This is a genomic window from Desulfomonile tiedjei (assembly GCA_016212925.1).
In the GTDB taxonomy this organism is placed as follows: domain Bacteria; phylum Desulfobacterota; class Desulfomonilia; order Desulfomonilales; family Desulfomonilaceae; genus JACRDF01.
In genome coordinates this window covers 48,544-60,994 of sequence record JACRDF010000015.1, presented here as the reverse complement: position 1 = coordinate 60,994, position 12,451 = coordinate 48,544, and the positions used below count along the sequence as shown (strand labels likewise).

At 54.3% G+C, this 12,451-nt stretch carries 10 protein-coding genes; all 10 read right to left on the bottom strand.

Annotation, left to right across the window (positions count from 1 at the left end):
• Positions 1–32 precede the first annotated feature (32 nt).
• The 10 genes from HY913_07720 to HY913_07675 all read right to left on the bottom strand — a co-directional run bounded on the left by HY913_07720 (position 33) and on the right by HY913_07675 (position 12,393).
• On the bottom strand, positions 33–1,016 hold the full coding sequence (locus HY913_07720; protein ID MBI4963147.1) for a branched-chain amino acid ABC transporter permease: 984 nt from the start codon (positions 1,014–1,016) through the stop codon (positions 33–35).
• Between the two features lie 11 nt (positions 1,017–1,027).
• Entirely contained in the window at positions 1,028–1,912 is an 885-nt protein-coding gene (locus tag HY913_07715; GenBank protein MBI4963146.1) for a branched-chain amino acid ABC transporter permease, read from the bottom strand.
• Positions 1,913–1,976: 64 nt separating this feature from the next.
• Positions 1,977–3,230, bottom strand: coding sequence for an ABC transporter substrate-binding protein (locus tag HY913_07710; GenBank protein ID MBI4963145.1), 1,254 nt, complete (start codon positions 3,228–3,230; stop codon positions 1,977–1,979).
• A 58-nt stretch (positions 3,231–3,288) separates the two neighbouring features.
• Positions 3,289–4,038: an SDR family oxidoreductase gene (locus HY913_07705; GenBank protein MBI4963144.1), complete on the bottom strand. Its 750-nt coding sequence runs from the start codon at positions 4,036–4,038 to the stop codon at positions 3,289–3,291.
• A gap of 11 nt (positions 4,039–4,049) precedes the next feature.
• Positions 4,050–5,321 (bottom strand): histidinol dehydrogenase, encoded by a 1,272-nt coding sequence (gene hisD / locus HY913_07700; protein ID MBI4963143.1) that lies wholly within the window; start codon positions 5,319–5,321, stop codon positions 4,050–4,052.
• Positions 5,322–5,447: 126 nt separating this feature from the next.
• Positions 5,448–6,146, bottom strand: coding sequence for a cyclase family protein (locus HY913_07695; GenBank protein MBI4963142.1), 699 nt, complete (start codon positions 6,144–6,146; stop codon positions 5,448–5,450).
• 29 nt (positions 6,147–6,175) lie between these two features.
• The gene (locus HY913_07690; protein MBI4963141.1) at positions 6,176–7,246 is read right to left on the bottom strand and encodes a LacI family DNA-binding transcriptional regulator; all 1,071 of its coding nucleotides are present in this window, start codon (positions 7,244–7,246) and stop codon (positions 6,176–6,178) included.
• Positions 7,247–8,814: 1,568 nt separating this feature from the next.
• Positions 8,815–9,366: a DNA-3-methyladenine glycosylase I gene (locus HY913_07685; protein ID MBI4963140.1), complete on the bottom strand. Its 552-nt coding sequence runs from the start codon at positions 9,364–9,366 to the stop codon at positions 8,815–8,817.
• 195 nt (positions 9,367–9,561) lie between these two features.
• Complete coding sequence (locus HY913_07680) at positions 9,562–10,683, bottom strand: epoxyqueuosine reductase (GenBank protein MBI4963139.1); 1,122 nt, start codon at positions 10,681–10,683, stop codon at positions 9,562–9,564.
• A 384-nt stretch (positions 10,684–11,067) separates the two neighbouring features.
• The gene (locus HY913_07675; GenBank protein MBI4963138.1) at positions 11,068–12,393 is read right to left on the bottom strand and encodes a glycoside hydrolase family 3 protein; all 1,326 of its coding nucleotides are present in this window, start codon (positions 12,391–12,393) and stop codon (positions 11,068–11,070) included.
• Positions 12,394–12,451: the final 58 nt, after the last annotated feature.

Below are 12,451 nucleotides of genomic sequence, written 5' to 3'. Positions count from 1 at the left end.
TCAATCTTTCAACGGTTGACGTTCGGCAAATCTCAGGTCTTTTGTCTGGCAATCCGGTACGCGGAGAACTTCTCCTGGATTGTGCCAACTATCCCGGCCGGGAACAAAAGGATGATGACGACAAAGATTGCACCGACAAAAAGCTCCCAGCGAGGCGTAAGAACGCTGATGGTGTTCTGGAGAAAAAGGAAAACGCCGGCGCCCACCAACGGCCCCAAGAGAGTTCCTCTGCCTCCCAGAATGGTCATCATGACAATAGTTCCGGATGTGAGCCAAAACAGTGTGCTCAATGGAACATAACCGAGAAAGATAGTGTATAGCGCCCCGGCAAGGCCCGCATAGAACGCGGAGAGCACCAGAGAGAAGAACTTCACCAGCGTAGTGTTGAAGCCGCAGGCTTTGGCACGCTCTTCATTCTCACGAAAAGCTTGAAGCAGCTTGCCAAAAGGCGACTGAAGTATTCGCCAGGTCAGGAAAAGCATGACGGCCGTGACAATCAGGATAAAATAATACATAGGCGCAGGCTTGTTCAGGGAAATGGAAAAGACCTCCATCACCGGGATGTGCGTCAGGCCGTCTTCACCTCGCGTGATGTCCTTCAAAGGAGAGAGTGCAAGAAAATAAAGCATCTGGCCAAAGGCAAGAGAAATCATGGCAAAATAGACGCCTCGTTTTCGGATGGCTATTGCCCCGATAAAGCAGGCCAGAAGCATGGGTGCCAGGATACCCAAAGCGATGCCGGTCCAAATGCTCGCGTGCCAGTATCTGAATGCCAAACCCGCGCTGTACGCACCCAGACCGAAATATGCCGCATGCCCGAATGAGAGCACACCCGTATAGCCCAGCAACAGGTTGAATCCTAATCCGAAAATGGTCCAGATAAGGATTTCAGTCGCCAATGGTGTCGAAGTGACCCAAGGGAGAAACGCAAGAATCACCAGAGCTATCACGACAACAGTGGGCCTCGGTATGGGCTCGGTATTTCGTGGAATCATCGGTTCGCTTGGTTGTTCCATCAATGCCGCTCCTATTCTCTGCCCAATTCTCCAAACAGTCCCCTGGGGCGAACCAGAAGGATCACGGCCATGCAAAAGTACATGGCGACATTGGCATACTCGCCCGCGATGAAACTGGCTACCGCGACAACCAACCCGATGAACAGGCCGCCCACGATAGCCCCTCCCAGACTTCCCAGGCCTCCGACCACGGTGACTACAAAAGCGACCATAGTCATATCAACTCCCATGTCGGGTGTCGCTGACATCATGGGCACCGATATAGCGCCGGCCAAAGCGGCCAGCCCGATTCCCATGGCAAAACCGATCGTCCAAATTCGTGAAACGTTCACGCCCAATACTTGCACCATCAGGCTGTCCCGCGTGGAAGCTCGAATAATCATGCCTAGATCGCTCTTCTTGAGAAAGAGCCACAGCGAGATCATGATGACCAAGGTGAAGAGGACAATGAACAACCGGTAATTGGGAAAAATCATAGGTCCCAGAAGGGTTGCCCCGCTCAGGGCGCTGGGATAGTTCACAGGCTTGCCGATGAGCCCGAAGATGATCTTCATCCCGTCCGGGATGGCAACAGATAGTCCGAAGGTGAGCAAAAGAGGTAAGAGAGGGTCCTTTCCGTACAAGGGCTTCAGAAGGAAGATCTCGGTGACCGCGCCTATGAGGCCTACGATAACAACCGCACTCAGAATGCCTATGAAGAAACTTCCCGACATGGAAACCGCCACGAAGACGGCATACGCTCCCAGCATCGCAAACGTGCCGTGCGCGAAGTTGACGACGTCCAGAAGGCCATAGATGATCGACAGACCGCTGGCCAACAGAACATACACGCAACCCAGCGCCACCCCGAAGAAGAGCTGTAGAGCTATAACGTTCCAGGGCAGATCCGCAAACATAGGATACCCTCTCTCGGATGAAGGTCCAGGCTCCGGTCAGCCTCTTTACCCACCTGCGACGGTTCTACTTGGGTAGCTTGATATTCGAGAACGGAAGCTTCTTTGCATTGTCCTCGCAAGACATAATAATGTCTTTACCAGGGATTTCAGCGATGATGTCTGCGATATCCCAGTCTTTCGCCTTGGCTCCCTTGCCTCTGACCAGCAGATAGCTCTGGACCCTCTGGCGATCGCAAGCACGGACCTCTTCAGGGCCTTTGGTAAGCTCGTACTTGAGCCCTTCCATGGCCTTCATGATCTTTTCCTTGTCAGTAACCGTACCGGCTTTTTCCATGGCCATAAAAAGGACATTTGTCGCTACGTACCCGGATTCACCGTCCTGCTCGACAGGATCGCCGAATTTCTTCATATAATTCTCGACGAATTTTTTGCTGGTCGCGTACTTGTCTTGCAACTTCCAGAAAAAGGTCATTCCTCCCATGACGTTCTCGTCATAGACCGGGCCAAGCTCTTTGATCGTGTGCATAGCGGTCTTGGAGCATACTATCTTCATCTTCTTGGTAAGCCCGAGTTCGCTTGCCTGCTTGATCGCGGCTGTTTGATCGGCTCCCAGGTTGTTCATGACTATGAAATCAGGGTTGGCAGCCATAATCTTGGCATAGTATGTGGAAAAATCCGAGGTGCCCAGCGGTACATACACGTTGCCGAGGAATTTCCCTCCCATCTGCTCACTTTGCCACATCCAGCCTTCCAACAGGCTGTGTCCCCACCGATAATCCGCAGTGATTGCAAACCATTTCTTGCCGAGGTTCTCAAACGCGTACTTAGAGACAGCCAGGGCCGCCGAGGAGGGGATAACCATAAAAGCAGCGCCAAACTTGCATTGATCGGGTCCGGTCACCATGTCCGACTGGCAGTACGCGACGTAAGGGACCTTGTTTTTGCAGGCAAACTCGTTGATGGCCAGGGAGATAGCGCCTGAAAGGGTGCCGCCGATAAAATCGCACTTTTCCTCTTCAACAAGCTCTTTGGCTCTTCGAAGTGCTACGGCGCCATTGAGTTGGTCGTCTCGGCTGACCCAAACTATTTTGTGCCCCAGAACTCCACCCTTGGCATTCCATTCATTCACCGCCAGCTCGGTGGCCCGTTGCTGGTCCCGGCCCAGGACCGAATACGCACCGGTAAGCGGGTGCATGGTGCCGTACTTGATGACCTTCTCCTGTGCCTCAGCCGGAGCGACCACAAAGAGGCTTACAGCCAACAGACCGAGCCCCAGCAGCGCCAGCGCGACAAACCCAAACGATCCTCGCGATCTCATGATTTTTCCTCCTGTGTGTGATCTAACAAAAGGGGCCTTCCCCGGTTTACGGTAACGCTCACTGGACGGTCCATCCGCCATCCACAGTGAGGATATGGCCTGTAATCATGTTGGCAAGGTCGGAGGCGAGAAAGAGTGTCGCATAGGCGATCTCTTCAGGCTCAGCCATCCGGCCGAGAGGAATGCTTCCCAGGACATAGTCCAAGAAAGCCTTGTTTTCGAACATCCCCTTGGTCAAGGGAGTGACCACAAAAGTTGGTGCAACCGCGTTCACGAGAATATTGTCTTTGGCCCATTCTACGGCCAGCGTACGGGTCAATTGGTTTACGCCGCCTTTGCTCGAACAGTAAGCCGCTCGGAGGGGCAGGGCGATCAAACCGGCTTGCGACGAAATATTTACGATCTTTCCGCCGCCTTTTTTCATCATTTCCTTTGCCGCTGCCTGGCACAGAAAGAAAGTGGCCTTTAGATTGATGTCCAGGATCGCGTCCCAATTCTCCTCGGTCACGTCTTCCGATTTCTGAGGCCTGTTGATACCGGCTGAATTGACCAAAATGTCTAGAGAGCCCATGGTTTGAACAGCGGCATCCACGAGTTCCCTGCAACCTCCGACCGCTCTGACATCAACCGCTTTGTACGCAGCCTCGACCCCCTCGGCCCGCAATTCAGCCGACAGATCTTTGAGCTTTTCCTCATTGGTGCCGCTGAGAAAGACCCGTGCGCCCGCGGCCCCGAACGCCAAGGAAATAGCCTTGCCGATCCCACCGGCAGCGCCGGTGATCAGAGCCACCTTGTTATCGAGCGACATCTCAGGCTTTTTCACTTTGAATACTTTTCCTTTCTCACCTTGCAGGAGATCCCGTGGGCTAACATGTTTTCATAGTTGCAGGCTCGTTCGCAGACATCGGCGATCTTGTACGATGCCTCCTTGGTGGCGTACTGGTACGTGACCGTTTTGACAAACTTGCCCACGGAAAGCCCCCCGGTGTAACGAGCGGCTTTCATGGTGGGCAGGACATGATTGGTTCCTATGGTCTTGTCGCCATAGGCTACAGTTGTCTCTTCGCCCAAGAATACGGAGCCGTAATTCCTGCAATGATCGAGGTAATACTTCCAATCATTGGTTTGGACCTCCAGGTGCTCAGGGGCCCATTCGTCGCTGACCCTTACCGCTTCGTCAGCCGTATCGACCACAATGACTTCCCCGTTGTCCCGCCACGCCACCGCTGCGACATCCTTAGTGGGGAGATCGACCAATTGGCGGTCAACTTCCTTCATGGTTTCTTCGGCGGTCTTTGCGGAAAGGGAAATTAGGGCCTGTCTCGCGTTGGGATCATGCTCGGCCTGTCCGAGTAGATCCGCTGCCAGGATAAAGGGATCAGCGGTTTCATCGGCAATGATCAGAATCTCGGTGGGCCCTGCCAGAAGATCGATTCCCACTGTTCCGAAGATCTGACGTTTTGCCTCGGCCACGTACTTGTTGCCGGCTCCCACAACCATGTCCACGGGTTCCAGCCCTTCTATGCCGTAGGCCATCGCTGCCAAAGCGTGGACACCGCCCATGCAGTAGATCTCGTCAGCACCCGCGGCCACCATGGAGTAAAGAGTTGCAGGCCACAGCCCCTGCCCTTTGACCGGCGGCGAACAGGCCACAACCCTCGAGACGCCCGCGACTTTGGGAGTGATCACGGTCATGTGGGCGGACGCGAGCATGGGATAACGCCCACCCGGAACATAGGAGCCGCTCGATGCCACAGGGATGATTTTCTGACCCAGGTGAACTCCAGGGAAGGTCTCGACCTCAAAGTTGACCAGGCGTTTCATTTGCTCGCTCGCAAAATTGCGGATCTGGGCCTGACAGAAGTCGATGTCCTCTATCTCGGTTGCGGGCAAGCCCTTTTTGGCTGCCAGGATTTCATCATCCGTCACGCGAAAGCTTTTCGGCGACCAGTTGTCGAACTTCTCAGAGTAGTATCGAAGCCCCGCTTCGCCCTCTTCCTTGATTTTTTCGAGGATCCCTCGTACGGTCTCCCGGACCTCGGTAAGGTCCTCTTTCGGCTTTTCAACTGCCCTTTTCAAGTATCTTATCATTCCGATCCGCCCCTTTGATTTCTGTAATGCCGCAGGTTGAGGTTCGCAGTTTCTCATAGAGACATCCCGCGTTGCGCAGGACCGCACCCTAAATCCGCATCCCGGAATCAACCGATAAATAACCTTTTATTCGTCAAGGATGGCGACTGCTCGGATAGGAGAGCCCGTGCCTTCCCGTATCTTCAAGGGGAGCCCGATGAACGTGAATCGCTTGCCGACCACCTTATCCAGATTGCACAGGTTCTCGATGTGGGTGATTCCCCGTTCCGCGCAAACGCTGTGACAAGGGTATGTTTTGTCGTACCACATGTCCGGGCTTGCTGAATCGACTCCGAAATTAACGCAACCCTGGTCGATGATGAATTCGGTACCTTCGCGGTCCAGGCCTGGATAGTCGGTCATATACTCGGGTTTCCCGTAGTACCGGTCATATTGAGCCGTGTAGAACAGAACTGTGTCGCCCTTCCGAATATCCAGTCGCCATTTAGTCAGTTCTTCTTCGATCTTTTTCCGCCCAAACTGGGTCTTTTGGGGAATGTCGCTGACATCCAGGCAAATGGCCGAAGTGATACACTTCTCTAAAGCGAGTCGATCCACCGATTCCGCATCCGGATTCCTGGAAAGATGGCTCACGGCATCAATATGAGTTGGGCCATGATCGCAAAACATGATCCCACGTGTCTCATAGGAAAAGCCTGTGCCCAAAAGCCTCTGGCATTCTTCGTGAGACATGTGGGTCCAGATCACGGTCTTCAGATGCCCGGGATAGACAGGCATGCCTTGGTAGATTTCCTGTGTGAGATCAATTATTTTGCCTTTAAACATGATAAGTCTCCTTACACACACGAATATGTCTATATCTGACGCTTCTCGCTCGGCGGGAGCACGTATTTGGAGGAAACGGAAAAGCCGCAGCTCTTTCTTACGATCAGTCGAGGCTCCAGCACAACATGGTACGGTTTTGTGTAACCACGGTTCTTTTCTATCTTGTCGATCAGCCGCTTGAGTCCCAGGCGCCCCATCTCCTGTTTCTGCTGGGAAACGGTCGTAATTTCTATGGACCGAATGGCGGTCGTCGCCACGTTATTAAATCCGACCAGGGCCATATCTTCGGGCACCTTCAAACCTGCGTCCCATATGGCCTCAAAGGCACCAAGGGCCATTTCGTCGTTGCAAGCAAAGATCGCGGTCGGCCTCTTCGTCGACGGGAGATCGAGGAACCGTTGGGTCCCCACGTAACCGCTTTCCTTGAAGAAGTCGCCCAGGTGAACAAGGTCGTCTTCAAGAGCAATGCCGTAGTCCTTAAAGGCCCCTATGGAGCCCTCCGCTCGCTCTATACCGGTAGATGTGTTGAGGGGTCCCTTGATGATCCCTATCCTGGTATGCCCCAATCGAATGAGATGCTCCACCGCCAAATAGGCTCCCCTGAAGCAGTCTACAACCACGAAATCGAGTTCGGCGCAGTCGTAAACGCGCCTCAGGATCGAGACCACAGGATAACCGGACCTGGCCAATTGTTTAAGAGTCCCGCTGTCAATGAGCGCATCGGAGGTTATGATGCCATCGATGCCTCTGGCCCGGATTTTCTGGATCTCAGTGGCTTCAACCCCCTGGTCCCCGTGGATTGAAATTATGCTGAGGGAATAACCGTGCTTTCTTAGAACTTCGTCCATGCCCGCGGCCATTTCCGGGAAAATGGGGTTCAAGGTGCTGGTGATCAGCAGCGCAATGGCATGAGACCGGCCCTTCACAAGAGATCTGGCCACCAGGTTTGGCCTGTAGTTGAGGGCTTCGGCGATCTTGTGAACCCTGTACCGGGTTTCCTGGTGGACGCCGGGCTTGTTATTCAAGACTAGGGAAACCGTGGACGGCGAAACCTTGGCGATTCGTGCAACGTCCTTGATGGTAACTCCCTCGTCTTTCATGCTCTTGCTCGCGGTCTGATCTGGTTGAAACAGGAAGGTGCAGTGAAAGCCACAAAGAAGATTTCTAAAACAATTTATTAAAACGTAGCAATGCCCCTGTCAAGGATTTTTTTTGTGCACCAAGTAATAAGCCTATTACATCCGAGAACCGAAGAAAGGGGTTATGCTGAGAAGGTATTTTTTAAAACGTTTTAGTAAATCATTCTGATCGCCCGCCGAGTGCTAGAGTTTGCCACGAAAAAACCATCTCCTCATTTCTAGCAACTTCCATGGCGCAAAGCGCCACAAAGAAGCATGAAAACGCCGGTAGCGCCGTCCCGCGCTGAACGCGGGATTGCCGGTTGCCTTCGGGGCGTTTTCATAGGAAGTGCAGAAACAGCATCCAATTACGAAAAGTGCCTCTGGGAAATTGGTAGGTGCCGGCCTCCGTGCCGGCACATCTTCCCAATATAAATCAACTATTTCGGACCGGCAGAGACGCCGGTCCCTACCAGCCTTCTTGGAGCTTGGGCTGTGCAAAAGATCAAAACTTGTGGCAACTGGTATAGCCGACCGATTACCGCTTCCAAAGACAGGGGAGCTTTCCCGAACACACCAGGAGCGGGGTCGCAAGGCCAAAACGCACTCTGATCCGCGAACAATGCGCCGGCATGCCGGCTGGCCAACGCTCCGAGGTGTGGATCGCACCAGTTACGCCGTTTCGCGCATTTTCGTGTCCGACATTAGGACATTTTCAAGCTGTTGGAATGACATGCAAGTTAGCCGGAAGCCCTTACGCGTGTTCGGTATTAAGACGCGCCCTCGCCGAATTACCGTCCTTTGGATGTGGATGGCCGGCGATACCATGAGGACGTACGCTGCCGACTCGACATAAATCAAAAAAACGCGCGTTGGACTGGGCCTTAATCAGGCCTATCTGCGTTGCCGGGCACAGATGGAACCGGTTTCTCGTGATACCGTGAAGCCAGTTGGCACATTTTATGCTCATCCAACGAGCAGACAAACCATGCGGGGAGAACGGACGGCGCCATCGGAGCAGCCGCCCATTCTTTATTCAAATCTGAAATCCAGGGCTATGACCAAGGAGCGGTTATCAGGCGACCGCGTATCTGCTTTTGTGGAACTGCTCAAGAACTCGAAAGCGTCAGGGACTTAGGGCCGTGCTAGAACCATCCATAATCATTAATGAATTGCTGAGTACGGAGAATTGAAAATGAAGACAATTGCCTTTCTTGCGTCCGCCTTTTTGTTGGGGGTAATGGTTCTGCTCACCATGGGGTCAGCACAACATTCTATAATAGGGGATGATTGGGGCAAGGCAGCGACTGCAAGCAATATTCAGGCCGTCGATCGCGTTAGCCCTCAGGCGAAACATGTTTTGGTCTTAGCATCGCAAGCAACCAGGTCCGCGGGTCTCTCTTCGCTGCCATCTGCCTTGTATGGGGCCCCTGCATTGCCCGCGCCACCTAGATAAGGCCACGGAGGGTGGAAAGCGCGGATCCTGTGATTTCGGCTTGTACGGCCACAGCCGCAACTGATGATGAGAAGCCCCCTGCACGGGGAAACCGTCAAGCTTTTGCCGAGGACCTATTGCCACTCAATTCCCGGAAGCGGAAACAATCGGTCGTGTGATCGTTGACCATCCCGATTGTCTGCATGAATGCGTAGCAGATCGTCGGCCCCACGAACTTGAAACCTCGTCTCTTCATGTCCTTGCTCATGGCTTCCGCTTCGCGGGTTTTGGCCGGAATTTGACCAATGCTTTTCCGACTATTCCGGATGGTTTTGCCGTCAACCAATCCCCAGATATACTTGGCAAAAGAGCCGAATTCTTTCTGAATGTCCAGAAACGCAATTGCGTTTGTCACAGCGGAACGCACTTTGGCGGAATTGCGAATAATACCTGAGTCTTGCAGCAACAGAAGGATTTTGTCTTCATCATAGGCCGCTATTTTGGCCGGATCGAAGTTATCAAACGCGGCTCGATAGTTTTCTCGTTTCTTGAGGATCGTTGCCCAGCTTAACCCCGCTTGGGCACCTTCCAACACCAGGAACTCGAATAAGAGTCTATCGTCGTGGACAGGCACGCCCCATTCGTGGTCGTGGTAGGCAACCATCATAGGATCATCGCCCGTCCAGCTGCAACGTTCCTTTGTCTTCACATGTCCCCCATTCCCGTCGGCTTTGAACCGCGTGGCATGCAGTATCCCTTGTTCTTGGTGGGACAGGCATCTTGCCTGTCTGTCTCGGGCAGGGGGACCTCCGTTCCGCCATTCATTGCCTGTGAATGTCACCTGGGTGATAATGGATTGGCACTACTTGCACATTTCAAGGGCATAGTCGACTTCCTCTGCTACCACGCCCTCGCTTCGCGGCCGGATGGATTCCAGGACGCTGCGGGCCGCGGGGCCACCGATCCGGCCTATTGCCCAGGCACACATGGCTCGCACCCTCTCGTCATCATTCTCTTCAAACGCGCGGGCCAGCTCCGGCACGTACTTCGTGTCCCGCGTATTGCCCATGGACCGGGCCACGTTCATCTTCCAGCGCCAGATATCGCTCGAAGGCATATAGAACATATGCGGCCAGATGCGCTGCTCGAAATAAGGCGGGTCCATGTGAAGCAGCTTTTCCAGTTGGAACGCGGAGCTTTTATTGGTGACTCGTTCATTCTCCACAAGATCCGCGGCAAGCCACGGGGCATTCCGCGGGCACACGTTTTGGCAGCGGTCGCAGCCGTAAACGTACAATCCCATCGGTTCCCTGAACTCGCGCGGGGTGAGGCCTGAGCCGAAGTAGGTGAGATAAGATATGCAGCGCCGAGGGTCGATCTTGCGAGGCCCCTTAAGAGCGCCCGTAGGACACGACACGATGCACGAACTCTTGCACCAGTCGGGACAGCCCACCTCCAGAGTCGGCTGGCCGGGCTCAAACTCTGCGTCCACCACCACAGCGATAGGCAAGACCCAGGAGCCTTGTCGCGCCACCGCATTGGAATAGAACAGGCAGTTCTTCCCGAACGTGCCCATGCCGGCTCGCGCCGCGGCCAAGCGGTGCGGAATGTGAAAGGGTATTTTGGCGTTAATGCCGTGCTCGCGTAAAAAAGAGCGGAAAGCTTTGACGCGCACGGCCAGTCCGTCCTTGGTAATTCGATCGTCGTCCAGATAACACCGGCCGAAAAAAGCCTCCATGTTTCGAGGGTACGCCTTGCGAAAGTACACCTCCATGAGCACTATGATGGTCCGCGCCTCCGGCAGCACGTTCTTGGGATCAGTTCCGGCCATGAGATCGAGGCCGCCCGCTTTGGTCCAAGCGTACTCGGCCTCGCGTTCCTTTAGTATTTCCCTTTGCGATTCAAAGGGTTCCGCACTGGTGAAACCTATGTCTTCGAAGTCCAACTCATGGGCCTTCTTTATGATATCGTCGCGGGATAACATGTGATGCTCCGTTGGGAAGTGAGAATTCTTGCATACCGGCGCGCGGTCTTGACGCGGATGCAGGTGCAATTACGTAATATAGCCGAATGAAGTGATTCCGCCAACACTTAACGGTTCTAAAAAATTCTGGTTCTTTTCACCAGCAATCTGACAAATAAGGATCATGGTTTGGGTGTCCCGCCAACGCGGGACTGGCTTGTCCAGCTGTGCTTCCATCGCAGGCACTGCTGGGCAAGCCAGCAGTGGCACCCGTCGGGGGGAAACCACTTAATTTGGGGGCGTTGAGTAGGTTACCGGTTCCCGCAGGCAATCGGAAATTACTTTTGGGAATCGGTGCAGAGGGTGTCGCCTGAGGTACGCTGGCAGGCCTTCTTGCATCAAGCATCATTGTCGAATGGTCTGGATCGCCTTGGCCAGCCGTTGATCGCTCAAACCCAAAACCTCCCGGTTCAGTCTCCCTTGCTGGTCGGCTTTCAGCAGAGCGTACATCACAAAGTAGTATTGATCGGGGTCCCAACTTATCAGGACCAAGTCGACGCCTGCATTTAGAGCTTCAATGCTTCCGTTTTGGATACCTGCGCTGCTGTGATAAATGGCACGCATGCCGAAGTCGTCGGTAATCAACACCCCGTCATGCTTCCAAGCCTCGCGTAGGATGCCCGTGATTACCCGCTGCGAGATGGAAGCCGGAAGATCACTGTCTACCGCTGTCAACCTTACATGGCCGAGCATGGTGAAGGCCCCGGTCTGATTCATCAGCGTACGGAACGGCACCCAGTCCGTTGTACTTAGTTCCGCAGGGGAGGCTCTCAGGTTTGCATGGTTCAGGTGGGTGTCTTCCAACACCCTGCCCAGGCCGGGAAAGTGCTTTAGGGTGCAGCGCACGCCGGCCTCCTCAAGGGCGGCACAGTACCACGCGGCTACCCGCGTCACCACAGCAGGATCGCTCGATATGGCGCGTTGAGAAATGCGTGTGTACTTGTCGTCAGGATTGTTAAGCTCATGGTTCAAATCCACCACCGGAGCGAAATTCAGGTTCACCCCAACGTCCGCGAGTTCGCGTCCCTGTGTGCCCGCGAATCGCCTGACAGCTTCCTCACGCTGAGCCGTGTCCGAAGCGCCTTCCACGATCTCGGATAGCGCGGGCATGCTACTCAGCGGCGGGGACAACCGCGAGACAATACCGCCTTCCTGGTCTGTGGCGATCCACAGACGCGGCAGACCTTGCTCCTTCCGTATTCGCTGGAGCGATTGGATTTGTTTCCGGATCTCGCCAGCGCTCTTGCCGCGAACGTTGTGACCCGAAAGGAAGATGCCCGCGACAGCGCGGAGCCTGACCAGCTCACGAACTTCCCCGAGGCTGCGGTAACCCACAATCACATGGCGCCCCAACTTTTCCAGTTGGTTGGGCTCTGCATGCAGGACCTGGTATCGAGCCCAGTTGAAGCGGGCTTCCAGATACAGAGTGCTACCCAAGGCCACTGAAGCTACGAGCAGCCCCAGGACATTGATTGCCCTAACCGCCCGCTGCTCAGGGCGGGAAGATCGTAGCGCCCAGATTTCGGCAAGGATCAGAAGTAACGTTGAGGCGATCAATCCCGCCAGCGCCCACACGCGGACATCCACCAGGAGGGGAGATCTCCAGTCCAAAGCGACAGGGAGCAGCGCCAGGGCTATTAGAAGTTTCAAAACAGCAAATGAGAGTCTCATCGGTCATACCTTAAACCCGCGTCGCGGAGTCGTCGTGTCGCGTCTGAATTCAAGTGCT